Here is a 26884-nt window from a genome sequence, read left to right as displayed (position 1 = left end):
AATTCATTAATACTGAGCAGTATGGCTGCCGGATGGCGCTTCGCTTATCCGGCCTACATTATGGACCAGGCCTAATAAGGCGCAGCCGCCATCCGAAAATTAACCGCTGAACACGTTACCCGCACCCGGCGCGGTTTTCAGTACCCACACGCGGCCGTAGTGATTATACCACCCCGCACGGTGTCCAGCGTCGGCTCCAATGCCCTGGTAGATATCGAAGTGCTGTCCTTTTATCGCCCCGCCGACATCCAACGCCACCATCAGACGTAATTCATACTGACCGGTGAATTTCCCGTTATTGTCCAGCAGCGGAACTTCCGCCAGTAACGTTGTGCCCGCAGGAATGATGCTGCGATCAGAAGCCACGGATGCGCGACCAATCAGCGGTACCGCGCTGGCCCCTTTGACCGGCGCAAAAGATTGCGGTTTAAAGAAGACAAACGATGGGTTCTGCTCCAGAAGCTCACGCACTTCAGCTTCGCTGTGCGTTTCACCCCAATGGCGAATGGCCTGCATCGACATATCTTCTTTTTTCACTTCACCACGGTCGATAAGCACCTTACCGATGCTGCGATAGGCGTGACCGTTTTTCCCGGAATAGCTAAAAAAGTTCAGCGGACTGCCATCGCCGAAATCGATGTAACCACTGCCCTGAACATCCATAATGAAGTTATCCATTAGGGAGTTGCTGTACGCCAGAATATAATTGTCGCTCAGGGCGCCCGCATAAATCTCGGCACGGCTTGGTAAGCGCCCACGTTTTGGCGGCATGCGGTAGATAGGGTACTGAAATTCGCCCTGACGCGTATGGCGCGCCTGGATAACCGGCGTGTAGTAGCCCGTAAACTGGACGTTACCGTAGTTGTCCGCCCCTTCCATTTGCCAGGCATCAATACCAAACTGGCGCATACTGCGCGTATCGCCACCCGCTCGTAACCACTGCTGGATAGCGTTGTAAACGTTGCTCTGGTTACCGTACAAACGTGGCGATGCGCTGCGAATTTGATTAACCTGCTCGGCGAAATCACCGGCATTGATTGGTGCGCCAACCGCATCAGGCTGGTTCACCAGTGAGAAAGGCTGGGTAAATTTCCCGTCTTTATACTGCTGCCCACGATCGGTGGGTTTTGAGGAACACGCGGCGAGCATCGCGACGACTGCTCCCGCCAGAAGATATTTTGCCCAACGTCCTTTCATTGTTCTCGTCTTATGTTGCCTGAATGCGAGACGAAGATAACAAACCCCCGAACCTAATGAAATGCGTATACCTACCCGAACGCAAATTTTGCGCAAAAAACAATCCAGAGTGCGTTGTTTTTGTTCATTTTCACCCTAAAAACGTGATCAAGGTGAAAAAAGGGTTGCATGAAAATGCGAGCAGAGTATAGTGCGCATCCACGGACGCGGGGTGGAGCAGCCTGGTAGCTCGTCGGGCTCATAACCCGAAGGTCGTCAGTTCAAATCTGGCCCCCGCAACCAATTAAAATCAGAAGCAGTAACGTTACTCGATGGAAGAGTAATGACGGACGCGGGGTGGAGCAGCCTGGTAGCTCGTCGGGCTCATAACCCGAAGGTCGTCGGTTCAAATCCGGCCCCCGCAACCAATTAAAATCTGATGTAATATTTTTGCAAAGTGTTTGAAATACGAAGCAAAAAGACGGACGCGGGGTGGAGCAGCCTGGTAGCTCGTCGGGCTCATAACCCGAAGGTCGTCGGTTCAAATCCGGCCCCCGCAACCAACACATTAAACACCTTAACGGGTGTTTTTTTGTATCTGCGATCCGTAAAAAAAGCGCTTTTCAGCGCTTTTTTGTTATCCCCTTCTCGCCAGCGTCGCCCCATCGGCAAAGTAGGCTTTAATCCCCGCCAGAATCGACTCTGCAACTTCCTGCTGGAAGGTCGCCGTTTTGAGTTTGCGCTCTTCCTCAACGTTACTGATAAACGCTGTTTCTACCAGAATGGACGGAATATCCGGCGCTTTTAGCACCGCAAACCCGGCTTGTTCAACCTGATTCTTATGCAGATTGTTGACTTTACCAAGCTTATTCAATACCGCTTTACCAAACTTCAGGCTGTCGGCGATGGTCAGCGACTGCACCATATCGAACATGGTATGGTCGACGTAGCGGTCGCCACTCTTGCTGACGCCACCGATGAGATCCGAGGCGTTCTGGGTCTGCGCCAGATATTTCGCTGCGGTACTGGTCGCGCCTTTGGTCGAGAGCGCAAACACCGACGAACCGCTGGGCTGTCGACTGGTAAAGGCATCGGCGTGAATAGAGACAAACAGGTCTGCGCGCTGCTTCTGCGCTTTCGCCACGCGGACTTTAAGCGGAATGAAGATATCTTCATTTCGCGTCATAAAGACCTTCATGTTGCCCTCTTTCTCTATGAGAGCTCGCAGGCGGCGGGCAATCTGCAGTACCACATCTTTTTCACGCGTCTTGTATTTCCCCACCGCACCGGAGTCTTCCCCGCCGTGGCCCGGATCCAGCATAATAACAATGGGGCGATCGCGTCCCGCTTTGCCCGGCTGTGGGCCACTCTGCGCAGGTGGTACCTGTTTATCCAGATCGCCCCTGTTGTAATCTTCCAGCAATGCCAGCAGCGGATCCTGAACATCCTGGGCATTTGCGGGATAGAGATCCATCACCAGACGTTCTTTAAAGCCCGCCACCGGCGCCAGGGCAAAAAGTTGCGGCTTCACATTCTGTTTCAGCTCGAACACCATTCGCACGGTCTGTGGATCAAACTGGCCAACGCGCGCCGACTTAATATACGGATCGTCAGGACGAATCTGCGCTCCCATGCCCTTGAGCACCGAGTTCAGATTAACGTCTTCAATATCCACAACCACACGCTCAGGATTACTCAGGGCAAACTGTTTGTATTTCAGCAGACGGTTAGATTCTACCGTGACGCGGGTATAGCTGGACGCAGGCCAGATACGTACGGCAACGACCTGACTCGCAGCAGCCAGACCAACCTGGCTGACGCTTAAAAGCCACATAGCACCCGCACCTTGCAGTAAACGGCGGCGACTGATTGCTGAGTTGGATCCCGACATGCTTCTCCCGAGCAAAAGAAATCTGTATTGAGGTAATACGTAAAACGTCCGAATTGACCGGAAACTTTAGCGAATGACGCATAATCTGTCATCTATAAAAGGGTAAACATTCTTTTTATATTCACGGTATTACTGATAAAAATCTTCGGCATGGGTAAAAATTACGCTTGCGCACAGAACAAAAACAGAATAAAAATACACAAATTACGAATAATCATGCAATGAGGGTGTGCCGTGGTGAAGGAGCGTAGAACCGAACTGGTACAGGGATTCCGCCATTCTGTTCCCTATATCAATACCCATCGGGGAAAAACGTTTGTCATTATGCTGGGCGGCGAAGCCATCGAGCATGAAAACTTTTCCAGTATCGTCAATGACATTGGTCTTCTTCATAGCCTCGGCATCCGCCTGGTCGTGGTCTATGGCGCACGACCGCAGATTGATGCCAATCTCGCGGCGCATCATCATGAACCGGTGTACCACAAAAACACACGCGTCACCGATGCGAAAACCCTGGAGCTGGTCAAACAGGCTGCGGGGCTACTTCAGCTTGATATTACCGCCCGCCTGTCGATGAGCCTGAATAATACGCCGTTGCAGGGGGCACATATCAATGTGGTCAGCGGCAATTTTATTATCTCGCAACCGTTGGGTGTGGATGACGGCGTCGATTACTGCCATAGCGGGCGTATTCGTCGTATTGATGAAGAGGCGATTCACCGCCAGTTAGACAGCGGCGCGATTGTGCTGATGGGACCGGTCGCCGTTTCCGTCACCGGTGAGAGCTTTAACCTGACGTCAGAAGAGGTCGCCACGCAGTTGGCTATCAAACTGAAGGCGGAGAAGATGATCGGCTTTTGCTCCTCTCAGGGCGTCACCAACGATGATGGCGATATTATTTCCGAGCTGTTTCCCAACGAAGCCCAGGCTCGCGTTGAATTGCAGGAAGAGAAAGGTGATTACAGCTCCGGCACGGTGCGCTTCCTACGCGGCGCAGTGAAAGCCTGTCGCAGTGGCGTACGCCGTTGCCATCTGATCAGCTATCAGGAAGATGGCGCATTACTGCAGGAACTGTTCTCCCGCGACGGGATCGGGACGCAGATCGTAATGGAAAGCGCCGAGCAGATCCGCCGCGCCACCATTAACGATATCGGTGGGATTCTGGAGCTGATCCGCCCACTGGAGCAGCAAGGCATTCTGGTCCGCCGCTCCCGCGAACAGCTGGAAATGGAGATCGACAAATTCACCATTATTCAGCGCGATAATCTGACCATCGCCTGTGCCGCTCTGTACCCTTTTCCGGAGGAGAAGATTGGCGAAATGGCGTGCGTGGCAGTGCATCCGGACTACCGTAGCTCATCACGCGGCGAAGTTTTGCTGGAGCGGATTGCTGTGCAGGCCAGACAAATGGGACTCAGCAAGCTGTTCGTGCTGACGACGCGCAGCATTCACTGGTTCCAGGAGCGCGGCTTCACGCCGGTGGATATCGACCTGCTGCCGGAAAGCAAAAAAGAGATGTACAACTATCAGCGGCGGTCAAAAGTGCTGATGGCGGATTTGGGATAGCGATCGTTGCCGGATACGGCCTACAATTCGCTGGCACATCTTTGGTATGCAGATCGTAGGCCTGATCAGACGCGATAGCGTCGCCATCAGGCACACAGCCGGATGGCGCTGACGCTTATCCGGCCTACATCATGCCATCATTAAACAACGCCGACAGCCCGCTTCGGCGTTCGGTTCGGGTGGCAATGGCGCTACTCAATATCCGTTCATCGGCATACAACGACAAACGACGGCGGGCACGGGTGACGGCGGTATAGACCAGCTCACGGGTCACCACGGGTGAGTGCTGGCTGGGCAAAATCAACGCCGCATGGTCAAACTCAGATCCCTGCGATTTGTGCACGGTCATTGCCCAGGTGGTTTCATGTTCAGGCAAGCGACTGGGCTGGACCGATTTGATAGAACCGTCCGGCAGCGCAAACCACACTCTCAGACCCTGCCCACGATCGAGGGCAATGCCAATATCACCGTTAAATAATCCCAACGAACTGTCATTGCGCGCGATCATTACCGGTCTTCCCTCATACCAGCGGCTATGCGTCGAACGGTGAATTTTGCGTTTTTGCGCCATCACCTGCTCAATGCATTCATTCACCCCCCCCACGCCAAACGGACCTTCCCGCAGGGCGCACAATAGCTGATACTCATTGAAGGCCTGAATGACAGCATCCGGCTCGGCGCGCTCGCGCAGTAAATCGAGATAGTGTCCATAACCCGCCAGCGCTTCCTCCAGCATCGCGGCGTAATCTTCGCTGTTGTGTAACGTGCGTTTTTCGATATCGCTAAATCCCTGTTGGAAGACCGTTTTTATCGCAGTTTTATCACCACGATTAATCGCCGCAGCCAACTGACCGATTCCGGAATCGCTACCGAAACGGTAACTCTTTTGCAGCAAGCATAAACTGTCACGTAAAGACGCGGCCTGAGTTCCGGTTCCCGCTGGAATGGGACTACCGGTCAGTCGACTGAGTTGTTTGGCACGTTCCGGAGTAAAGCCATCACCGACGAAAGCACAGATATCCCCCAGCACCGCCCCCGCTTCAACGGAAGCGAGCTGGTCGCGATCGCCAAGAAAAATCACCCGCCCGTGTGGCGGCAGCGCATCGATAAGGCGCGACATCATCGGCAAATCGATCATCGAGGCTTCATCCACTACCAGCACGTCCAGATGCAGCGGGTTTCCTGCATGATGTCGCAGGCGTTGGCTTCCAGGCTGAGCGCCCAATAAGCGGTGCAACGTACTGGCATCATCGGGAATGCGCTTCTTTTGCTCATCGGTCAGCGGCAGTTCTCGCAGCGCCGCGCCCAACGAGGCGGTCAGACGTGCAGCCGCTTTTCCCGTGGGTGCCGCCAGACGAATACGACAGCGTTCACCGTCCGCCATCTGAATCAACGCCGCCAGAAGCCTCGCCACCGTTGTCGTTTTTCCGGTCCCCGGCCCACCAGAGATCACCGATATACGGCGGGTCAGCGCTACGGCAGCAGCCACTTTTTGCCAGTTCACGCCCTCCGATGGTGGGAAAAGCGCTTCCAGCGTGCGGATCAACCGTGGCTCGTCCACATCAATGGCGTAGTTAACTTCACCGAAAAAACGGGCCACCGTGCGTTCGTTATGCCACATCCGGTTCAGATACAAGCGATCGCCGTACAGCACCAGCGGCGTAGGCTGCTCGCCACGGCTTACCGCCCCGGAGGCCAGCAGACACTCCGCCCAGTCTTCGGGCTCTCCCGCTTCAGCGAGCCAGGCGTTCAACAGCGGATGAGCATCTTCGCGTAAAGATAACCGGGAAAGCGGTAAGCAAACGTGCCCCTCGCCCGCCTCACGGCTAAGCAGAGCCGCCGCCAGCGTAACGGCAGGGTTGTCGTTTCCGGCAACCGCCAGCGCGAACTGGGCATCCAGAGGCCGGAACTGCTTTTGCTCAACGGCTTCCAGTAATCGTTTCTGGATTGTCATGACATCTCCTCCAGCGGCACTCCGGCAAACAACTCGTCCATCAACGCGATCAATTCCCCATCGGGTCGGGTGGCGTAAATTCCCTGCTGCGGATTGTCACTGTCAACGCCACGCAGGAAAAGATAGATAACGCCGCCAAAATGGTGTTCATAATCGTAACCAGCAATGCGATGGCGCAAGTAGCGATGCAACGCCAGGGTATAAAGTTGATACTGCAGGTCATAGCGATGCGCCTGCATGGCAGAGGCCATTGCCTGCTGGGTATACGCAGAACTGTCTTCACCCAGCCAGTTTGACTTGTAGTCGAGCAGGTAATAACGCCCCTGGTGGCGGAATACCAGGTCAATAAACCCTTTCAGCATGCCGCGCACCTGCATAAAATCCAACGCAGGGCACCCTGCCGAGAGCGGATCGTATTGGCGGATCAATGCATCAAGTTGGCTGGCCATCAGCGGCTGCGAAATAGGCAGATAAAACTCCATCTCCACCTGTTTTTCACGCGCGGAAAGCTGACTCAAACTCACGCCGGTTTCGTTGAGAGGCGCCTGCAAAATGGCATCCAGCCATGCGGTCAAAACCGGCGTCCAGTGTGCGTCATAACCGCCCAACGCCAGTTTTTCTTCGACCCAATGCGGCTCTACCGGTTGGGTGAAGTCGAGATCTTCAAACAAGCTATGCAAGAATGTACCCGGCGAAGCGCCGCGCGGGAACTGATGCGGCGTGAGTCCGGGCTCCTCAATAACCTCACCGACGCCTGCGGCATCGATGTCCAGTCGCGGGATCAGATCCTGCGCAATACCATGCCCGCGCTGTTGCAAGCCGGAATAGCTGGTCACGCGCCAGCTGTCGCCGGGCGTACGCTGCAGTATTTTCGCGCTCAGTTCTCCGCTGACGTTCTGCGCAACCTGCCAGAGTTCACCGTCAGGCTGTGCAGGCGTCTGGCAGGCAATATCATCGCAGCACAGCGCTTCAATCGCGCCACGCAAACCCGCGGCATCCATCGGCTCGCCTTTTTGCAACAGGCGGCCAAGGGCGCTCTGATGCACATCGGTATCCCCTTTCTTATCGCCCCGACGGCGCACCAACGGCGCCACGCCAAGGCTGCAGTGCCATACCGAACGGGTCAGCGCGACATAGAGCAAGCGCAAATCTTCTGCCAGACGTTCCGCTTCGGCCAGCTCAACGCTCTCCGCGGCATCGCTGAGATCCAGCACCGCTTCAAAGGAGCTGCGATCGTGGTAGAACGCCTGATCCTGGACGCGGAAATTAGTGATAAACGGCAGCCAGACCAGTGGATATTCCAGCCCTTTCGATTTATGAATAGTGACGATTTTGACCAGATGCTTATCACTTTCCAGCCTGAGCTGCTGACTGGAGGCATTGCTGTCGGGTTCAAGAATATGCTGAGATAGCCAGCGCACCAGCGCATGCTCGCTTTCCAGTTGCGATCCCGCTTCCTGGAGCAGTTCGCTGATATGTAAAATGTCAGTCAGGCGGCGTTCACCCCCCGCCGTCGCCAGCAGGTTTTCCGCAATCTGGCGGGCAGCCATCAGCGCGCGCAGCATCGGCATCACGCCGCGTTTATGCCAGATCTGACGATAACCATCGAACTCCTCGACCACCGCATCCCAGGCATTTTCGTCGTTATTTAACGCTTCAAGATCCTGCGCATTCAGCCCCATCATTGAAGTCGCCAGCGCGCTACGCAGCGTGTTCTCACGCTCCGGCGTCATCACTGCCTGCAGAACCCACAGCAGCTCCTGTGCTTCGAGCGTTTCAAACACGCTGTCACGGTTGGAGAGATAAACAGAGGGAATGGCCAGTTGCGTCAGCGCATCGCGGACCAGCGCCGCCTCCTGGCGGCTACGAACCAGTACGCTGATATCCGAGGCGCGTACCGGCCTGGACGCTTTACCGCTGACCAGTTGCGCAGCGCCAGAATGCCCGGCCTTAAGCCAGTCGCGAATTTGCGTGGCGCACACCTGCGCCATGTAGTTCTGATAGTCGCCCACGCCACAACTGTCCCCTTCCATCAGCCACATACTCATGGCAGGCTGCGTTTCACCGTGTATAACAAACCGTAGCGACTGATTTTTCTCTGCGGATCTCACCGGGCTAAAAGGAATTTCGCGGAACATAAAGGCGTCGTTCATCTGGCTGAAAATCGTATTCACGCCATTGACCATGCCAGGAGCCGAACGCCAGTTAGTATCAAGCGTATAGTGCGCGCTGACTTCGCTACGCGCCTTCATGTAGGTAAAAATATCCGCGCCGCGAAAGGCGTAAATAGCTTGTTTAGGATCGCCTATCAACAACAACGCTGTATCCGGTTGATGCTGCCAGATACGGCGGAAAATACGGTATTGCTGCGGGTCGGTATCCTGGAATTCATCAATCATTGCCACCGGGAAACGGGTACGAATAGCCGCCGCCAGCGCATCGCCGCTTTCGCTACGCAGCGCCGCGTCCAGGCGGCTGAGCATATCGTCAAAACCAAGCTCACCACGTCGGCGTTTTTCCTGTGCGACCGCCTCGCGGATTTCCGACAATGCCCGGGTGATCACCAGATCGCGGATTGTCAGCGGTTCACTCAGCAGTTCATCAATCGCGACAAACAGCGGATGTTGAGGGGTTACACCACCCGCTTTGGTGCGGTCTTCCAGAAAACGCTGAGAGAATTTCTCCAGCGCATCAGGAAGCTGGTAGCTTCGGGTTTCTTCCTGCGCCCACGCGCTGATCTTTTCGATCCACTTCCCCTGATTACCACGATTAAATTTACGTCTGTCGATCCCGGAGGCTTCCAGCAGGCCATCCAGCTCATCAACGGCATCACGCCATTGCTGCTTAATCTGGTCGATACACGCCAGAATTTTTTCGTGCCGGGCTGCCAGCGTTTCATCAGCTGGCGGTGGGGCTTTAATCACCGGGGATTCACCCTGCAGGTAGCGATCAATATCCCTTAGCAGCGCCTGTGGACCTTTCCACGTTTCAAAAACAACCTGAGCAATGTCGCGAGACAGCGGGTAACAATGTCGACGCCAGAAATCTGCGCAGGCCTGATAGCGCAACAGCGACTCATCCTCAATCAACTGCTGTTCAAACAACATGCCTGACTCAAATGCGTTGAGGCTGAGCATACGCTGACAAAAACCATGAATGGTAAACACCGCGGCTTCATCCATCTGCCTTTCAGCCAATAGCAGCCACTGGGCGGCCTGCTTTTTATCGGCAATTTCATCTAACAGACGAGCGTATAGCGGGTTGTCGGTGGTTTCACGCAGGCAGGCAATGCGCAGTTCATGGATGTTGCTACGAATACGACCGCGCAGCTCTTCAGTAGCCGCCTCGGTGAAGGTGACCACTAACAGTTCTTCGACGGTCAGCGGACGGGGAAAGGCGGCAGAGCCGCCCAGCCCAAGCAGTAAACGTAAATACAGGGCGGCGATGGTAAAGGTTTTACCGGTGCCCGCAGAGGCTTCAATCAGGCGCTCGCCCGTCAGGGGCAAGCGCAGTGGATCAAGGGACTCAGCGGCATCATTCATTCTTATCACTCATCAGGGGTAAGGTTTGCTGCAACGCGCTGACGGTCTGCCACACTTTCCAGCCTTCCGGGTGCACATATTCTGCTTTCCCGTTCTGACTGCCGGAAACCTGTGACAGTATCGCCATGCCTTGCGGCTCAACCACCGCCTGATGGAAGAAGTCGGCAAGCTTTTGCGGCGTCAGCAGTTTAATCTGAGCCACGATTTTATCACGTGAATCGAAGCGCATATTGCCGCGATCGAAATCTTTGCTTAGCTGAGAGGCTTCGGCTCCCAAAGTTTGCGGCGCCTGCAGCATTTGCGCGATGATCGCTTGCTGAATTTGTGCGAACTCATCAGCTTTCATCGCCCGCAGCTTCGCTTCCGCCGTCGGGAAAAACGCTTTATAACGTTCCCAGAGATAGGACGGTTGCTTGTCGCTGCTTTGCAACAGGAAGCCCATTCCCCACTGACGGCCAACGCTCATTGGGAAAGCAAAGACGGCATAACCTAATTGCTCTTCAGTACGCAGTTGATTGTAGAACCACGGTTGAACAATCTGTCCTAGCATTGCGCTGTAAGCCGAGCTGGTGTACTCGTCATAGCCGGTAGGTACAAATACCGCCGCCAGCGCTGAATCCGTACTGCTGCCCGCTTTTTCAAAGATGGCAGACTGCTTCTTGTCTACCACAACATCTTTGTTTCGGCACCACTGTGAGCCGTTCGCACCAAGCTGCTTCTGGATATCCCGAGCCATGGTTTTCGCCTGAGTTTCACTCATATTGCCGACCACCAGGAATTCGGGACGCGCACCGGCTTTTAAGGTGTCACGGTAGGTCATCACTTCTTTCAACGTAATAGATGGCAACATCTCACGCCGTTCATCACGTGAGAAGTACGGTACCTGAGACAGCATCTGAACCGGCATAATCGCCTGATCGTAGGCTTTGCCTTTCTCCGCAGAGTCCATCATCTGGGCGTACCAGGATTTCGCCTGTTCCAGCTGTTCATCTGTTGAGGTGTAACTGAAATAACCGCTCAGCAGCGCCTGAAAAAGCTGTGGCAAACGTTGGGTGTAGCCGTTGGCATTGAGCATCAGGCCGTTATTAGCGTTAGTAGAAAAACCAATCCCCCCCACTGCGGCCTGGTTACTTAACTGGTCGAGTGCAATACCCGCCAGATAATCGTTCAGGGCGAATAAGACCTGGTTTCTGGCACTGTCCATCGCTTTCGGGTTACGCAGTATCACGCTGACATCAACCTTTGGCTCGCTGGCAAAATATTGACTCGGGGCATACACCACGCGTAAATCAGGCTCATCAACGATCAGTTCCGGATGAGCATATTTTTTATCCGTCTTAATCAGCGTGAAATCATCTGGAATATACGGGTTCAGCTCCGGTAACGACAGAGCAATGCCCTGCGCTTTTTGCTGCCAGTCGGCGAATGTTTTCTCGCTGATTTTATCTACCTGATAAGGCGCATTGACAAAATAAGCGGTTTTATTGTGTGGCTCTTTCTCACTGATATACCAGATGCGCGCATTCTGCGGTGTCATCATCGCTAACCGTTGCTCAACGGCCTTCGCATCGTATTGATCGGCAATATTCACGGCATCCAGAGTATGCTCGACGGGAACGCGAATCATGGTATCAGCCAGCCATTCCACGTAGTCCATATCACGAGTGATGGAAGGATAACGGAAATCGAGATCCAGCACGTGCGCCAGTTCGTCAAAATAGCGTTTATCGACACCTTTCTCTCGTAACAGATTGAGATAGCTAAAGATTGCAGCAACAACTTCATCACGGTTAGCCAGACCTTTGTCGGTCAACGTCGCGGAAATGGCTAACACGCCGCTATTCCCATTAACCACCGGATCGGAGTCCGCACGAATACCTTCAACCAGCCCCTGCTTTTGCAACCAGTCAGACAATGTGCCCGGACTACGATTGCCAATCAGGTAAGTCACCAGCTCATCGGTTTTACTGCGGAACTGCGCGCTATTGTTATCAATACGAAACTCGACGCGCAGCACTTTACGCGGCATTGCCGGAACATAGTGGATAATGACGCCCTTTTGCGCGTCAGTGACTACCGGTACAGTAATTTCAGGCTTGTCGATATTTCTGTTCGGCACGCGTCCAAACGTGTCAGCCGCTATCCGCGCCAGCTCTGGCAATGGTTTATTGCTATAAATCACCGCCTTCATCAGGTTCGCGGAGTAATACTTTTCATGAAATTTTTGTAAAGCCTGCACCACCGGATTGCCCGGTTTATCGCTTAATGTCTCGAGATTTCCGCCGGAGAAACGCGAACCAGGGTGCGCCGGGTTAATGGTCTCAGCACTCACCTGCGCCATACGCATCCCGTCCCGGGTACGCGCCAGCGTCAGCTCGGAGTTAACCGCGTTACGCTCGCGATCGGCATATTTTTTATCCAGCAACGGATCGGCAATTGCATCCGCCAGACGATCTACCGCCCCGACCAGCGCGTCATTTTCGACTTCAAGATAGAAAGCGGTGCGGTAAGGCGCGGTGCTGGCATTATGGCTGCCGCCGTGCATTTTCAGGAACTCGGCCAGGCTGTCCGGCTGTGGGTATTTTTTCGACCCCATCAGACACATATGTTCAAGGTAATGTGCCAGCCCCTGATGATCGTCCGGATCTTCCAGCGAGCCGACAGGCACCACCAGTGCAGAGAGGGATTTCACAGCCTGAGGATCGGATACCAACAACACGACCATGCCATTATCAAGGCGCACGGCCTGATACTGGCGGGTATCTTTATCGCTTTTACGGATGGTTTCAGCTAAAGGCTGCCAACCGGTATCTGCCTGACTTACGGGCGCCCAAAAGGCGACGAACAACAGTAATGCGCTGAACCAGGTGCTGCGGGGCATTCACAAACCTCATCATTAACGTATTCACCTGTTCACTGCAAACAACGCATTTAGCGTGGTCTGAACAGGGCAAGACACTGTGCTGAACGCGTCAGCCTCTTCTCTTTGTAAGAATCAGTCCGTGACAGAAAGCGCATCATAGTGGAAGCCATCAAATTGCGCAATTTTTATACAATCATCACGACTGATTAAATCGAAAAATCGGTAACAGATAACGCTGAGACTGTAAAACAATGGTCTCCAGTGTTTCAGCATCCAGTTGGCGCCAAAGACGCTGATACCAGATGTCATCACCTTCACCGCGTACCATCATATTGCCTTCATAGGCCTGCAAAAACTTACTGCGCGCTTTTTGCAACGTATCATCGTCATCTAACATGGCATCATTTACGGCGTCATAACAGGTTTTTATCCACGCCCCACCACTTTCCGGTAATACCAGTAACGGCGATGACATGCCTTCCCGATATCCCTCAATAAGTTGCGACAGATACTGTAACGCCTGTTCGGCCTCCAGTGGAGGGAAACGCCACTCGCCGTCTTTGCGTAAGAACAACCGGCTTTCTCCCGTGCCGCCACTGGCACAATAGACAAGATGTTCCAGCCAAAGTTGCACGCCCTGCGCAATGCTGATCAAAGATGGGCGCCAGCGCAACAATCCGTCTTCCTGTACCTGCGGGAGCCAACCCGTAATTTGTACGCCATTACAGGTCAGGTCAATTTCCATGCTTTGGCTGGGCTGACGACAGGCAATAATGCGCTCAGCCAGCGACTGCATCTCCTGGTGTTGTGTATCCCAGAGAATTTCACCAAATGCACCATAGGGAAGCGACCCCGCAGCGCGGAAGCGGCGGAACAAACGTTCAGCATCGTGTTCTTCGACCAGCGTGTTAAGCAACTGCTGATTAAGCTGATAGCGGCTGAGCCCTTCAAGGATAAAGGGTTCAGTTTCCGGGATCTCGCTCTCTTCTGAGCGGAAATTTACCCTCAGGCGCATCTGGAAAAACGCCCGCACCGGATGAGCCCAAAAGCGTTGCAGCGTTTCCAGCGTCAGGGTTTCAGGCATTGTAAAGGGGAGCGGCTGGACAAAATCCGTGTGCGCTTTGCCTGACAGGTTTGCCGCTGGCAACCACTCGCGCGCATAACTTTGCTGCTCACCTGGCAGATAGTTTTGTGCATCAAAGGGCATCCGGGTATGTAAACGGGTAATGTACGCTTTTACTTTCGCTTCACTTTGATCGCTAGTGAGGAATTCATCGCCCGGCAAATAGTGGCTTTGCCCAATGTAATCCATAAGTTCCTGCACCAGCACCGACGGGAAGCGTTCACTGTTATCCTGGATTGAGCGGCCGATATAGCTGATATAGAGCGTTTGCTGCGCTGAGATCAATGCTTCAAGGAACAGATAGCGGTCATCATCACGGCGGCTTCGGTCACCACGCCTCGGTTTTTGGCTCATCAGATCAAAGCCCAGCGGCGCAAGCTGGCGCGGATAAACACCATCGTTCATCCCAAGCAGACACACCACCTTGAACGGAATGGAGCGCATCGGCATCAGCGTACAGATATTGACAGGCCCTGCCAGGAAACGCTGGCTGATTCGTTCCTGATCGAGTCGCTGTGCCAGCTCATCACGCAACAACGAAAGCGGAATGGCACCGTCATACTTGGCTCCCAAACCTTCGCCAATAATGGCCTGCCACTGCTGTTCAATCAGCGTCATCGCCGCTTCGGTATCCGCGTCCGGCAGGAAGAAATCATTAAGCATGTCCCGGCAAACGGGTAGCCACGCCTCCAACGGACGCTCTACTGCCAGCTCCCGGCGCCAGAGATTAAGCTGCATTAGCAGCGAGGCCAAATGCCCGACTAACTCGGCAATCAAACCGCTGGACTCATCATAGGGCAATACCGACTGCCACTCACCCTGTGCGCTTTCCATCGCATAGCCCAGCAGCATACGTGTTAAACCAAATTGCCAGGTATGCTGGCCAGTTGGAGGAAGCGCGAGTTCGCGCACGTTGTCGTCGTCAATGCCCCAGCGAATTCCAGACTCATTGACCCACAAACGAAGATAGCGCAACCCTTCTTCATTGATGTTGAAACGCGCAGCCAGCACAGGCACATCCAGTAATGCCAGCACATCCTCCGAGATAAAGCGGCTGTCCGGTAGCGAAAGCAGGCTAATAAAGGCCTGTAAGACGGGATGAGACTGACGCGCCCGGCGATCGGAAATAGCATACGGCAGGTAACGATCGGCCGGTGCGCTGCCAAAGACCGACTGAATGAATGGGCTGTAGCTGTCGATATCCGCCACCATCACGATGATGTCGCGCGGCGTCAGCGTTGGATCCGCCTCCAGCATTGCCAGCAGGCGGTCATGGAGTACTTCCACTTCGCGTTGTGGGCTATGACAGACATGGAACGTCACACTGGTGTCGTTCAGATCCAGCCTTCGTTTATTGTCGCTACGGGAATACTCCTCCAGCGTAACACCCGCCACCGCATGGTTTTCGAGCTCCAGAATATCCGCTTGAATATTATGCAAAAGGTTATCAGGGGTGATATCGACAAACGCATCCAGCTCCTGGCTGTTTTCCAGTTCCGAAAGCAGATATATGTAGTCGCGTCCTAGTTTTCCCCATGAGGCCAACATCGGATTCCCTACATCCTGCTCACCATCGCTGTTAAACAGTCCTTCAGCATTCTGACTATCGCGAAACAGCGGTAAATGTCGTTCTTCAAAGCTATGCCGACGCTGACGCGCCAACAGTTTAGCCAGATAAGCGGGGTCTTTAATATCCCCCCAGTAGTAACGACAGGGATTGGTAAAAAGCAGATGAATATCAATGTGTTTACCCAGCGCTTGCAATGCCTGCAGATACACGGGCGGTAGCGCGGAGATACCACAAATAAAGACGCGCGAGGGCAGACCTTGTGGGCAGTCAGACGTACTTTCCAGGGTCTGAATAAACCGCTGATATAAATTGGCACGATGCCAGCGTGGCTGCCCCAGTTCAGCCGTATATTCCACCAGTGCTTTCCACAATGGCGCTTGCCAGGCCTGAGCGTCTTCTAACCCCTCCACCTGCTGTCCCGCCTCCCACTGCGTCAGCCATTCTGGGCGGTAGACTAAATACTGGTCGAACAGATCCGCGGCGCGTGATGAAAGCTGAAACAGCTTACGTTTGTCTGTGTCGTCGGTGAGATAGTGGCGTAGCAGTGCGAAATCATCGTTATCCAGCAATTGGGGTAGCAGCGTCATCAGCTTCCAGCTCATGCTCTGTTTGCTGAATGCGCTCTCTTTTGGGATATCCGGCAATACGCGCACAAACATATCCCAGATAAAACTCGCTGGCAGCGGGAAATCAATGTTAGCGGCAATACCAAACTTCTGTGCCAGAGTCATTTGCAACCACTGCGCCATACCGGTGCTTTGAACCAGGATCATCTCGGGTTCAAAGGGGTCGTCCAGCCGCTCGCGCTCAACGATATATTCCATCAACGCTTCCAGCACATCCAGACGATTGGAGTGGTAGACCCTTAACATAGCGACTCCTGACTACTGACGATTTGGGCAGTGCAGTCGTGTCATCTGACCCTGCCTGCCCAGAGGGGAAGTAATTTTAACATTGATGCTGACACATCCCGCTACCGTTGTCTGCATTCGGTTAATTTGCCAGTTCAAAGGTGGTGAATACATACGCAACTGTGTTTGCTGCCAGGCGTGATGCCACAATTGTTGGTACTGGCTTCTGACTAAAAAGCTCTTCATCAGCGCCCGCTGATATCCCGAAAGCGCGGTCACGATCATAATCATCAGCACCATTGCCAGCATCACTTCCGGCAAGCTAAAACCACGCTGTCTGTTCAGGGTATCAGACATAGCTCCAGCACCTTTAACGGGCAGAAATCGCTCCAGCCATGCGCTGAGAATTCGATAGTACCCTCGATAATCATCCCCTGACGCCATAGTGATATACCTTCATATTGCGCAATAAGCAGCACAAGATCGTCGTCGAGCACACGCAGGCAGACCGTCGCACCCTGCGTGGAATAGCGTCGACACTGCGTTGCCATCTGCAAGCTCCAGGGCTGCATACGTGCCCATTCCATGGCGGATTGCACCACTGCCTGATGTTGTAGCGACTGGCTTTCCGTTGCCACCCGCGACGCAAAACTCGCCTCCTGTCGGCTCACGCCTTGCAGCAACAGACTGCCGAGTACCAGGAGTAAAAGCACCATTGCAAGCGATGAAACACCTCTCTCACTGTTCACAGGTTGAATCCTGTGACGTCATAGAATGCCTCAATGACCTTTTGAGGCTCGGCGTTGCTTCTCCCGCGCAGGTGCAACGAAAGCACAGGCGCAAATCCGCTGATATTCAGGCGCTCCACCTGAAATACCTCAATCTGAATAGAATCCGGATCGGTCATTTTATCCCAACCTTTTCCCACGCAGGTTGTTGCGCCACGCAAGGTTTCCAGCACCTTATCTTGAACACGAAACCCAACGACATCGGCCTCCTTCGCCGGAATATCGTCCCAGACACCGTTGCTGTTGGCATCCCAGCGTACAATCACACAGTCTCCCGCGGCTGATATCATCAGCCCTTCTCCGATACAGTTTCCCCGACAATAGCCAGCCCGTTGGAGATGCTTCGCCACGGTATAGATCCGCTGCCAGAGCTCATCTTCAAGCACCAGCTGACGAGTGTTATGCAAAATCTCTCGCTGCAGCGCAGGTAAAAATCGCGCAGCGCTGAGGAGTAAAATACTGCTTATCACCATAGCGATAAGCACCTCAAGCAGTGAAAAGCCACGTTCACTTACCGACATTGATCCGCCTCACTGCGTTCGCAAAGCCTGATTCGTCCCCAACCAGACACCACCACACGCCATTCACCTGCAGCATTCTTCAGGTAGATATGCCCGGCCCATGCGGTATTACGTAAGCCAAAAAAAGCCAGTGACGGTGTTATCTCTACCATCTCGACATCAGCCCAGAGCGGCGTAAAAATCAACGGTGAAACCGGCTGACACGAAGTTTGTGACGTCGCTGAGCTTGCCAGACACCATGTTCCTCCTTCGCGGAGCACGTTGATGACGTGATCACGATTACGCCAGTTAGCATCTTCGCGCAATTGCAGCAGGTAATCCCGCACCTGGCTGGCTGTTTGCCATAACCGCTGCTGTTGTTGCCAGCGCTGCCAACCGTATAACCCCGATGCGCCAAGCGCCGCGACAATCAGCATTGCAATCAGGGTTTCGAGAAGCGTGTAGCCTTGTTGTTTTTTCATGTCGCCAGTATGGCGTGAGAGAAATTAATAACGAGGGGGAAATTCAGCTTCTTCGGCAAGCTACGGAGAATATTTAGCGCATTGCATCACGTTGCAAAATTTCAGGAATCAACGCCGCAGAATGGAATGTAAGGCAAAAAAAAACCGACGCGTAAGGCGCCGGTTGTGACAGGATTAGTCTCGATCAAATAGCGACCGGTGCTTTAATGCCTGGGTGCGGATCGTAACCCTCAATTTCGAAGTCGTCGAAACGATAGTCGAAAATTGAATCTGGTTTACGCTTGATAACCAGCTTCGGCAGCGCGCGTGGCTCGCGGCTAAGCTGCAGATGTGTTTGATCCATATGGTTGCTGTACAGGTGCGTGTCACCGCCTGTCCAGACAAAATCACCGACTTCAAGATCGCACTGCTGCGCCATCATGTGAACCAGTAAGGCGTAGCTGGCGATGTTGAACGGCAGACCGAGGAATACATCGCATGAACGCTGATACAGTTGACAAGAGAGTTTGCCATCCGCCACGTAGAACTGGAAGAACGCATGACACGGCGCCAACGCCATCTTATCCAGTTCGCCTACGTTCCACGCGGAAACGATAATACGACGAGAATCCGGGTCGTTTTTCAACTGGTTCAGCACTGTCGTGATCTGGTCAATATGGCGGCCATCCGGTGTTGGCCATGCACGCCACTGTTTGCCGTAAACCGGACCTAAATTACCGTTCTCGTCAGCCCATTCATCCCAGATTGAGACATTGTTTTCATGCAGGTAGGCAACGTTGGTGTCGCCCTGCAAAAACCACAACAGCTCATGGATGATCGAGCGTAAATGGCAGCGTTTAGTCGTAACCAGCGGAAACCCTTCCTGCAGATTAAAACGCATCTGATGACCAAAAATGGAAAGCGTTCCGGTTCCGGTGCGGTCGTTTTTCTGTGTGCCTTCATCCAGCACTTTTTGCATCAGTTCTAAATACTGTTTCATGGTTCCTCAGGAAACGTGTTGCTGCGGGCTGCGACGGTACGCCCAGACCATCATAATAATACCTGCGACAATCATCGGGATAGACAGGATCTGTCCCATGCTGATGTACTGGACCCATGTGCCGGTAAACTGCGCATCCGGCTGGCGGAAGAATTCGACGATAATACGAAACGCGCCATAGCCAATCAGGAACAGACCGGAAACCGAGCCCATCGGACGAGGTTTGCGAATGTACAGGTTAAGAATGATAAACAGCACAACCCCTTCCAGCGCCATCTCATAAAGCTGTGAGGCATGGCGCGGCAACGAGCCATAGGTATCAAAAATAGACTGCCATTGCGGATTAGTTTGCAGCAATAAAATATCTTCAGTGCGGGAGCCAGGGAACAACATGGCATACTTGAAGTTCGGGTCGACGCGCCCCCACAGTTCACCGTTAATAAAGTTACCCAGGCGGCCTGCGCCCAAACCAAACGGAATCAGTGGAGCAATAAAATCAGAGACCTGGAAGAATGTACGCTTGGTGCGTTTGGCGAAGATAATCATCACCAGAATCACCCCAATAAGCCCGCCATGGAAGGACATGCCCCCATCCCAGACGCGGAACAGATATAGCGGGTTATCAAGGAACAGCGGGAAGTTATAGAACAGCACGTAGCCAATACGCCCGCCGAGGAAGACCCCGAGGAAGCCTGCATAAAGTAAGTTTTCGACTTCGTTTTTGGTCCAGCCACTGCCCGGGCGATTAGCCCGGCGCGTCGCCAGCCACATCGCGAAAATAAACCCCACCAGGTACATCATGCCGTACCAGTGAAGCGCGACGGGTCCAATTGAGAAAATGACCGGATCGAAATCCGGAAAATGCAGATAGCTACTGGTCATCTGTCACCACAAGTTCTTGTTATTTCGCTGAAGTCAGACAGCAATTGATAAGCGCGCCAGCATAATGCAGGCGCTCCAAAGGTGCGAATGATAGCACAAGGGGATCGCAGCGGATGCCGGGAAGATGTAAAAGATCTGTATAGGTAATCTTTACTCACCGTATTGCCTGATGGCGCTACGCTTATCAGGCCTACAATCCTCCGCGAATCAATCCTCCCATGCCACGGCGCTCCATAAAGGCCGCCACCTGATGGCGTACTTCTGTCGCCATCTGCGCTTCCAGGCTGCGCTGAGCCAGCGTTTGCGCCTCATCAAAATCGATGTGGCGCAGTAGATATTTAACGCGAGCCACTGAACGACCGTTCATTGATAAATGGCGAAAGCCCAGGCCAATTAGAATGGCCACGCACATCGGGTCGCCCGCCATTTCACCGCACAAGCGCAAATCGATGCCGCTTCTTTCGGCTTCCTGTGCAATCATCGCCAGTGCGCGTAACATCCCCGGATGCAGGCTGTCATAAATGCTGGCTACCCGCGTATTGTTACGATCGACAGCCAGAATGTACTGGGTGAGATCGTTGGTCCCAACCGAGATAAAATCGATCCTGTTTGCTAAATGCGGCAGCATAAACACCATCGACGGGACTTCCAGCATGATGCCAATGCGTGGTTTTGGGATCTCGTAGCCGATCATCTCTTCCACTTCGCGTCCGGCACGTTCTATCAGGCGTCGCGCTTCATCCACTTCATCAATACTGGTCACCATCGGCAGTAAAATGCTCAGGTTTCCGGTTGCCGCATTCGCGCGCAGCATGGCGCGAACCTGGATCAAAAAGATCTCCGGTTGATCGAGCGTTATACGGATCCCCCGCCAGCCAAGGCACGGGTTTTCTTCGCTGATGGGCATGTACGGCAGTTGTTTATCGGCCCCGACATCCAGCGTACGCAGAGTTACGGGCTTATCGTTAAACATCTGCAGCATTCCCTGATACTGCGCAACCTGCTCTTCTTCAGATGGAAAGCCGCTTTGCAGCATGAACGGGATTTCAGTACGATACAGCCCGATACCGTCAATTCGGCTACCCAGCTTCTCTTCATGTTCCGGGCTTAGCCCCGCGTTGAGCATCACCTTCACGCGCTCGCCGCTTTTTAACTGTGCTGGCTGGTTGACGTCATCTTCCGCCAGGCGGCTCAGTTCAACTTCTTCACTGATAAGACGCTGGTATTCCTGGATCAATACCGGTTCCGGATCGACCAACAGTTCGCCACGATAGCCATCCACCACCAACGTGCGGCGGTGCAACACAGACGGCTGGATATCAGCCCCCATTACGGTCGGGATCCCCAGCGCACGGACCATAATCGCCGCGTGAGAGTTGGCGGCACCATCCCTGACGACAACCCCTACCAACCGGTCCTGGGGAAGTTCCGCCAGCGTAGTGGCAGACAGCTCATCCGCCACCAGAACGAAACGTTCCGGCCAGGCGTTCGGTCCCTGGATCGCGTCATCAAGATGGAACAGCAGACGCTGGCCCAGCGCGCGCAAATCCCCGGCTCGCTCTTTGAGATAGTTATCGCTCAGCGCGGCGAACTGTTCGGCAAACTTTTCGATAATCGTTTTAACGGCCCACTCGGCCACCGAACCATTATCCACTTCCGCAAATAACTCGCGGCGCAAACGGGTATCGGAGAGCAGGTGCGAATAGAGATCAAAAATTGCCGCTGTCTCTTTCTGTGCCCCGGCAGCAAAACGCTTACTATAGCGGCGAAATTCATTCGCGGCTTCTTCCAGTGCGCCAGTCAGACGTTCACGCTCAAGCACCGGATCCAACGTTGAAGCCTGATACACCTGCTCCATCAGCGGCAGCGTGGCATCCTGCCAGCCTTCCGCGATCGCCACACCGGGTGCTGCAGGCAATGCGCGGATACGCGTTTGCCGGTATTGCCCAAATAGCGCGGTTAACTGCGACTGAGACAGAATAGCGGCCATTTGTGTGGCAAGCGTGACCAGAAATGATTCTTCGCTTTCGTCGTACTGGCGCAACTCACGTTGCTGTACCACCAGGACGCCTAATAACTGGCGTCGCTGGATGATCGGTACGCCTAAGAACGCACGAAAGCGTTCTTCTTTCACCGAAGGAATATATTTAAAGCTGGGGTGTTTTTGCGCATCGGCAAGGTTGATAGGTTCCGCCAGCCTGCCAACCAGGCCAACGATCCCTTCATCAAACGCCAGTGCAACAGTGCGACCGCGTGGTTTTTTCAGTCCTCGGGTCGCCATGAGGTAATAACAGCGTCGGTCGTGATCGGCCAGGTAGACCGAGCAGACCTCTGTATCCATCGCAAGACAGATGTCAGTAACCAGAATATTCAACGCCTCATTGAGACGTGGAGCACTGGCCACCTTTTCGACTATTTCGCGCAGGCGGGTGAGCATAATTTGCGTAGCTTAACCTCTTTTACGTCTGTACGCAGGTGCGCTTTGCGGCTTAGGAGTGCTCTCCTGAAGCGCCATCACAACACTTGCGAATTCTTTCATCACCCTGCGATAGACATCGCGTTTAAATGACACCACCTGTCGAACCGGATACCAGTAACTCACCCAGCGCCAGCCGTCGAACTCAGGTGTACTGCTGGTTTGCATATTGATTTCAGCATCGCTGCTGACCAACTGCAGAAGAAACCATTTTTGTTTCTGGCCGATACAAACCGGCTTTGTGTCCCAACGCACCAAACGTTTCGGTAACTTGTAACGCAACCAGTTACGAGTAGAAGCAAGGATCCGCACATCTTTACGGCTCAGACCTACTTCTTCAAAGAGTTCCCGGTACATCGCCTGCTCTGCTGTCTCTCCTGCATTTATCCCGCCTTGCGGGAATTGCCAGGAGTGCTGACCAAATCGCCGGGCCCACATGACCTGCCCCTGGCGGTTACAAATTACTATCCCTACATTCGGGCGGTAGCCATCGTCATCAATCACCGGACTACCTCAACATAAACCTTATATACAAACGATTGTTTCACACTCCAGAGGGGCGGTAAACCACTCTGTTAAGAGCGCGATATTCTAATAACAATTGAATAACTCACAGCAAAGGGCCGAGTTATAAACAGAAGATACGCTACATAGGCGATTTTATTCACCTTTTCTGTGGATATAGTTGTGAAGAAGTACGGAATTACTATGGGAAAACCCGGAACAGTCTGAATAAGACATCCGTCACAATCCAAAAATAGTCTTATATATTCATTAAGTTAAAAGTAATAACTGTAGCTAAACCTGCAGAAGTGTGATGCACATCACGCATACGATCTTCGAGCTGATGAAAGATCGACCAGCGTTGGTTTTATCCACAGATTATGCCAATAAGTTAGGCACAATTTGTGTGAAAATTCGATTTTCGTCGCACGTCAAGGCTGTAAATTGAAACAGTAGTGGGGGTTTTTCACAGTTATCCCATCTTTCTGTGGATAACATGGTGTAAGATCCTGTTCATTGTCAGTGACCAGAATTGGAAAACCCGGCTTTCTGTTGCGCAACCCTCTACATCAAAATATAAAAACCACTATAAATCATGCAATTGGATAAAATATGTGGAAAAAGATAAACTCTGTCCACACGGTGTAAAATCATTGCTCGTTTTTTAACCCAAGGGTAACCCTGATGCCAGAACTCCATCCATTGCTTTCTCCTCCAGAATCCGAAGCCCAGTTGCTGCACCAGGCACGGCAACTTTCGGGCTACACGCTGGGAGAACTGGCGGCGATGGCAGGACTCGCCACGCCAAAGGATCTGAAGCGGGACAAAGGTTGGATTGGCGTGCTGCTGGAAATTTGGCTTGGGGCCAGTGCGGGCAGTAAACCGGAGCAGGATTTTGCCGCGCTGGGCGTGGAGTTAAAAACGATCCCTGTAGATAGCCTTGGCAAACCGTTGGAAACGACCTTTGTCTGCGTAGCACCGTTAACCGGCAATACTGGCGTGACCTGGGAAACCAGCCATGTTCGACACAAGCTTAAACGCGTGTTGTGGATACCCGTAGAAGGTGAACGCAGCATCCCTGTGGCTGAACGGCGCGTTGGCTCTCCACTACTGTGGAGTCCGAATGAAGAGGAAGATCGACAGTTACGTCTGGACTGGGAAGAGTTGATGGACATGATAGTGTTAGGCCACGTCGAACGTATCACCGCCCGTCATGGTGAAGTTTTACAACTACGCCCAAAAGCCGCCAACGCCCGGGCGCTTACCGAGGCCATTGGCGCTCATGGCGAACCCATCCTCACCCTGCCCCGCGGTTTTTACCTGAAAAAGAACTTCACCCGCGCATTGCTGGAACGGCATTTTCTATTCCAGGCTCAATAACACACCCTGACCTTTCGCCCGTCGCGTTACGCGCCTATAATTACCGCTTCTTTTTTTTGGCAGGACTTTGTTCGATGTTATTTGCATGGATAACCGATCCTAACGCCTGGCTGGCGCTCGGTACGCTGACGCTGCTGGAGATCGTTCTCGGGATCGACAATATTATTTTCCTTTCTCTGGTTGTAGCAAAACTCCCAACAGCACAACGCAATCATGCCCGACGAATCGGGCTGGCGGCAGCGATGGTGATGCGTCTGGCGCTGCTGGCATCCATCGCATGGGTAACGCGGCTCACGAACCCGTTATTCGAACTGTTTGGCGAGGCGATTTCAGCGCGCGATCTGATCCTTCTGCTCGGCGGATTGTTCCTGATCTGGAAAGCGAGTAAAGAGATCCACGAGTCCATTGAGGGTGAAGAGGAAGGGCTGAAAACCCGCGTCTCTTCTTTCCTGGGCGCGATTGTGCAGATCATGCTGTTGGATATTATCTTCAGTCTGGACTCTGTAATCACCGCAGTAGGCTTGTCCGATCATCTGTTTATTATGATGGCAGCCGTCGTGATTGCCGTGGGCGTAATGATGTTTGCAGCCCGCCCAATCGGTGAGTTTGTTGATCGTCACCCTTCGGTAAAAATGCTGGCGCTCTCTTTCCTGATACTGGTTGGCTTCACGCTAATCCTGGAAAGCTTCGATGTCCATGTGCCGAAAGGATACATTTACTTCGCTATGTTCTTCTCTATCGCTGTAGAGACCCTGAACCTGTGGCGCAATAAAAAAAATCCGCTCTGACTGACACTCTCGCTCCCCGCATGGGGAGCGAATACTCCCCGCGCACCTTCCTTCTCTCACAGATTAAGATTTTACTGCTTTCGCCCTGCACAACTTCGCGTTATTACTAAACTAGTGTCAGACGCAGGCCATTGAGGATAAGCAGATGAAAAAATGGGCAGTTTTAATTTCCGCCGTCGGGCTGGCTTTTGCCGTTTCCGGATGCAGCAGCGATTATGTGATGGCAACAAAAGATGGGCGAATGATCCTGACCGATGGTAAACCAGAAATTGACGATGATACCGGTCTGGTGAGTTACCACGATCAGCAAGGCAATGCGATGCAAATTAACCGCGACGAAGTCTCTCAAATCATTGAGCGTTGATGGTTAAGGTCAGCCACGCTGCTGGCCTTAACAATTTTGCTTCCCTTTTTCCCTTCCCTCAGCCATTTTTATAATCCTTATGTCGTGATTATAAAAAGGAAACGGCTATGCAATATCACCGTATACCCCACAGCTCGCTGGAAGTCAGTACACTGGGGCTGGGCACAATGACGTTTGGTGAACAAAACAGCGAAGCCGACGCACATGCACAGCTCGACTATGCCGTTGCACAAGGCATAAATTTAATCGACGTTGCCGAGATGTATCCGGTACCGCCGCGTCCAGAAACCCAGGGACTCACCGAAACTTACGTGGGCAACTGGCTCGCCAAACACGGCAGCCGCGAAAAACTGATCGTTGCCTCTAAAGTTAGCGGCCCGGCGCGTAACAATGACAGCGGTATTCGACCGAATCAGGCGCTGGATCGTAAAAACATCCGTGAAGCACTGCACGACAGTCTGAAAAGACTGCAGACCGATTATCTCGATCTCTATCAGGTCCACTGGCCGCAGCGTCCGACAAACTGCTTTGGTAAGCTGGGATATAGCTGGGCGGATTCCGCGCCGGTCGTTTCCCTGCTGGATACGCTGGACGCGCTGGCAGAGTTTCAGCGTGCAGGTAAGATTCGTTACATCGGTGTTTCCAACGAAACGGCGTTTGGTGTAATGCGTTACCTGCACCTGGCAGACAAACATGACCTGCCGCGTATCGCCACCATCCAGAACCCGTACAGCCTGCTAAACCGCAGCTTTGAAGTTGGACTGGCCGAAGTGAGCCAGTATGAAGGCGTTGAGCTACTGGCCTACTCGTGCCTTGGTTTTGGCACCTTAACCGGTAAATACCTGAACGGTGCGAAACCTGCCGGCGCACGCAATACGTTGTTTAGCCGCTTCACGCGCTACAGCGGCGAGCAAACGCAAAAAGCCGTCGCAGCCTATGTGGATATCGCCAAACGCCATAACCTCGATCCTGCGCAGATGGCGCTGGCATTCGTGCGTCGTCAGCCGTTTGTCGCCAGCACCCTGCTGGGCGCCACGACGATGGAGCAGCTAAAAACCAACGTTGAAAGCCTGTATCTGGAGTTGAGTGAAGAAGTACTTGCAGAGATTGAAGCGGTGCATCAGGTGTATACCTATCCTGCACCATAATTTTTAGTGCCTGATGACGCAGCGTTTATCAGGCCTACAAATTGTTCGTCCTGTAGG

General features: G+C 53.2%; 19 protein-coding genes and 3 tRNA genes. 8 read left to right on the top strand and 14 right to left on the bottom strand.

Annotated elements, in window-relative coordinates; translation table 11 throughout:
• Positions 1-99: 99 nt before the first annotated feature.
• On the bottom strand, positions 100-1197 hold the full coding sequence (mltA, locus tag I6L54_RS06320) for a murein transglycosylase A (protein WP_003034021.1): 1098 nt from the start codon (positions 1195-1197) through the stop codon (positions 100-102).
• Positions 1198-1402: 205 nt separating this feature from the next.
• Here mltA and I6L54_RS06315 point away from each other — a divergent pair.
• The 3 genes from I6L54_RS06315 to I6L54_RS06305 all read left to right on the top strand — a co-directional run bounded on the left by I6L54_RS06315 (position 1403) and on the right by I6L54_RS06305 (position 1739).
• Positions 1403-1479 (top strand) — tRNA-Met (locus tag I6L54_RS06315).
• 48 nt (positions 1480-1527) lie between these two features.
• A tRNA-Met gene (locus tag I6L54_RS06310) sits at positions 1528-1604 on the top strand.
• 58 nt (positions 1605-1662) lie between these two features.
• Positions 1663-1739: transfer RNA gene (locus I6L54_RS06305), tRNA-Met, on the top strand.
• 74 nt (positions 1740-1813) lie between these two features.
• Here I6L54_RS06305 and amiC read toward each other — a convergent pair.
• Positions 1814-3067 (bottom strand): N-acetylmuramoyl-L-alanine amidase AmiC, encoded by a 1254-nt coding sequence (amiC, locus tag I6L54_RS06300; protein ID WP_040232182.1) that lies wholly within the window; start codon positions 3065-3067, stop codon positions 1814-1816.
• Positions 3068-3301: 234 nt separating this feature from the next.
• On the opposite strand from amiC, the gene argA reads away from it, so the two are divergent.
• Complete coding sequence (gene argA, locus I6L54_RS06295; protein ID WP_040232180.1) at positions 3302-4633, top strand: amino-acid N-acetyltransferase; 1332 nt, start codon at positions 3302-3304, stop codon at positions 4631-4633.
• A 124-nt stretch (positions 4634-4757) separates the two neighbouring features.
• On the opposite strand, the gene recD is transcribed toward argA, so the two are convergent.
• The 12 genes from recD to rppH all read right to left on the bottom strand — a co-directional run bounded on the left by recD (position 4758) and on the right by rppH (position 23147).
• Positions 4758-6587 carry an exodeoxyribonuclease V subunit alpha gene (gene recD / locus I6L54_RS06290; RefSeq protein ID WP_040232178.1) on the bottom strand — a complete coding sequence of 610 codons (1830 nt, stop codon included), beginning with the start codon at positions 6585-6587 and terminating at the stop codon, positions 4758-4760.
• Positions 6584-10129 (bottom strand): exodeoxyribonuclease V subunit beta, encoded by a 3546-nt coding sequence (recB, locus tag I6L54_RS06285; RefSeq protein ID WP_040232177.1) that lies wholly within the window; start codon positions 10127-10129, stop codon positions 6584-6586. The genes recD and recB overlap by 4 nt, the downstream gene beginning before the upstream one ends.
• Positions 10122-13010: a pitrilysin gene (ptrA, locus tag I6L54_RS06280; protein WP_040232175.1), complete on the bottom strand. Its 2889-nt coding sequence runs from the start codon at positions 13008-13010 to the stop codon at positions 10122-10124. Before ptrA ends, recB begins: the two co-directional genes overlap by 8 nt.
• 178 nt (positions 13011-13188) lie before the next feature.
• A complete protein-coding gene (gene recC, locus I6L54_RS06275; RefSeq protein WP_040232174.1) occupies positions 13189-16557 on the bottom strand; it encodes an exodeoxyribonuclease V subunit gamma in 3369 nt (1122 codons plus the stop codon).
• A 12-nt stretch (positions 16558-16569) separates the two neighbouring features.
• Entirely contained in the window at positions 16570-16893 is a 324-nt protein-coding gene (locus I6L54_RS06270) for a prepilin-type N-terminal cleavage/methylation domain-containing protein (protein WP_005123424.1), read from the bottom strand.
• Positions 16878-17285 carry a DUF2509 family protein gene (locus I6L54_RS06265; RefSeq protein WP_040232173.1) on the bottom strand — a complete coding sequence of 136 codons (408 nt, stop codon included), beginning with the start codon at positions 17283-17285 and terminating at the stop codon, positions 16878-16880. The genes I6L54_RS06270 and I6L54_RS06265 overlap by 16 nt, the downstream gene beginning before the upstream one ends.
• Entirely contained in the window at positions 17282-17845 is a 564-nt protein-coding gene (locus tag I6L54_RS06260) for a prepilin peptidase-dependent protein (RefSeq protein WP_040232171.1), read from the bottom strand. The genes I6L54_RS06265 and I6L54_RS06260 overlap by 4 nt, the downstream gene beginning before the upstream one ends.
• Entirely contained in the window at positions 17836-18306 is a 471-nt protein-coding gene (locus tag I6L54_RS06255; protein WP_040232170.1) for a prepilin peptidase-dependent protein, read from the bottom strand. The genes I6L54_RS06260 and I6L54_RS06255 overlap by 10 nt, the downstream gene beginning before the upstream one ends.
• A 184-nt stretch (positions 18307-18490) precedes the next feature.
• Positions 18491-19285, bottom strand: coding sequence for a thymidylate synthase (gene thyA, locus I6L54_RS06250; protein WP_005123418.1), 795 nt, complete (start codon positions 19283-19285; stop codon positions 18491-18493).
• Positions 19286-19291: 6 nt separating this feature from the next.
• Positions 19292-20167, bottom strand: coding sequence for a prolipoprotein diacylglyceryl transferase (gene lgt, locus I6L54_RS06245; protein ID WP_005123417.1), 876 nt, complete (start codon positions 20165-20167; stop codon positions 19292-19294).
• Between the two features lie 190 nt (positions 20168-20357).
• Positions 20358-22604 (bottom strand): phosphoenolpyruvate--protein phosphotransferase, encoded by a 2247-nt coding sequence (gene ptsP, locus I6L54_RS06240; RefSeq protein ID WP_005123415.1) that lies wholly within the window; start codon positions 22602-22604, stop codon positions 20358-20360.
• 12 nt (positions 22605-22616) lie between these two features.
• Positions 22617-23147 carry an RNA pyrophosphohydrolase gene (gene rppH / locus I6L54_RS06235; RefSeq protein WP_003825602.1) on the bottom strand — a complete coding sequence of 177 codons (531 nt, stop codon included), beginning with the start codon at positions 23145-23147 and terminating at the stop codon, positions 22617-22619.
• A gap of 684 nt (positions 23148-23831) precedes the next feature.
• Here rppH and mutH point away from each other — a divergent pair.
• From mutH to I6L54_RS06215, 4 genes are all read left to right on the top strand, one after another.
• Positions 23832-24527 (top strand): DNA mismatch repair endonuclease MutH, encoded by a 696-nt coding sequence (gene mutH / locus I6L54_RS06230; protein ID WP_005123413.1) that lies wholly within the window; start codon positions 23832-23834, stop codon positions 24525-24527.
• Between the two features lie 74 nt (positions 24528-24601).
• Positions 24602-25315 carry a TerC family protein gene (locus I6L54_RS06225; protein ID WP_040232169.1) on the top strand — a complete coding sequence of 238 codons (714 nt, stop codon included), beginning with the start codon at positions 24602-24604 and terminating at the stop codon, positions 25313-25315.
• A gap of 145 nt (positions 25316-25460) precedes the next feature.
• A complete protein-coding gene (ygdR, locus tag I6L54_RS06220; protein ID WP_005123410.1) occupies positions 25461-25679 on the top strand; it encodes a lipoprotein YgdR in 219 nt (72 codons plus the stop codon).
• 107 nt (positions 25680-25786) lie between these two features.
• Positions 25787-26827 (top strand): NADP(H)-dependent aldo-keto reductase, encoded by a 1041-nt coding sequence (locus I6L54_RS06215; protein WP_040232167.1) that lies wholly within the window; start codon positions 25787-25789, stop codon positions 26825-26827.
• Positions 26828-26884: the final 57 nt, after the last annotated feature.

Origin of the sequence: Citrobacter pasteurii, assembly GCF_019047765.1 — a bacterium.
GTDB classification, from domain to species: Bacteria; Pseudomonadota; Gammaproteobacteria; order Enterobacterales; family Enterobacteriaceae; genus Citrobacter; species Citrobacter pasteurii.
The sequence above is the reverse complement of the archived record's forward strand: the minus strand, read 5'-3'. Positions and strand labels throughout refer to the sequence as shown.

What these genes read in the sequence shown, in the direction of transcription:
- recC (WP_040232174.1), bottom strand. Translation starts at nt 16,557, where the DNA reads ATGTTAAGGGTCTACCACTCCAATCGTCTGGATGTGCTGGAAGCGTTG.
- recB (WP_040232177.1), bottom strand. Translation starts at nt 10,129, where the DNA reads ATGAATGATGCCGCTGAGTCCCTTGATCCACTGCGCTTGCCCCTGACG.
- lgt (WP_005123417.1), bottom strand. Translation starts at nt 20,167, where the DNA reads ATGACCAGTAGCTATCTGCATTTTCCGGATTTCGATCCGGTCATTTTC.
- I6L54_RS06260 (WP_040232171.1), bottom strand. Translation starts at nt 17,845, where the DNA reads ATGTCGGTAAGTGAACGTGGCTTTTCACTGCTTGAGGTGCTTATCGCT.
- I6L54_RS06225 (WP_040232169.1), top strand. Translation starts at nt 24,602, where the DNA reads ATGTTATTTGCATGGATAACCGATCCTAACGCCTGGCTGGCGCTCGGT.
- recD (WP_040232178.1), bottom strand. Translation starts at nt 6,587, where the DNA reads ATGACAATCCAGAAACGATTACTGGAAGCCGTTGAGCAAAAGCAGTTC.
- ptrA (WP_040232175.1), bottom strand. Translation starts at nt 13,010, where the DNA reads ATGCCCCGCAGCACCTGGTTCAGCGCATTACTGTTGTTCGTCGCCTTT.
- I6L54_RS06255 (WP_040232170.1), bottom strand. Translation starts at nt 18,306, where the DNA reads ATGAAAAAACAACAAGGCTACACGCTTCTCGAAACCCTGATTGCAATG.
- thyA (WP_005123418.1), bottom strand. Translation starts at nt 19,285, where the DNA reads ATGAAACAGTATTTAGAACTGATGCAAAAAGTGCTGGATGAAGGCACA.
- mutH (WP_005123413.1), top strand. Translation starts at nt 23,832, where the DNA reads ATGCCAGAACTCCATCCATTGCTTTCTCCTCCAGAATCCGAAGCCCAG.
- ygdR (WP_005123410.1), top strand. Translation starts at nt 25,461, where the DNA reads ATGAAAAAATGGGCAGTTTTAATTTCCGCCGTCGGGCTGGCTTTTGCC.
- I6L54_RS06215 (WP_040232167.1), top strand. Translation starts at nt 25,787, where the DNA reads ATGCAATATCACCGTATACCCCACAGCTCGCTGGAAGTCAGTACACTG.
- ptsP (WP_005123415.1), bottom strand. Translation starts at nt 22,604, where the DNA reads ATGCTCACCCGCCTGCGCGAAATAGTCGAAAAGGTGGCCAGTGCTCCA.
- I6L54_RS06270 (WP_005123424.1), bottom strand. Translation starts at nt 16,893, where the DNA reads ATGTCTGATACCCTGAACAGACAGCGTGGTTTTAGCTTGCCGGAAGTG.
- mltA (WP_003034021.1), bottom strand. Translation starts at nt 1,197, where the DNA reads ATGAAAGGACGTTGGGCAAAATATCTTCTGGCGGGAGCAGTCGTCGCG.
- amiC (WP_040232182.1), bottom strand. Translation starts at nt 3,067, where the DNA reads ATGTCGGGATCCAACTCAGCAATCAGTCGCCGCCGTTTACTGCAAGGT.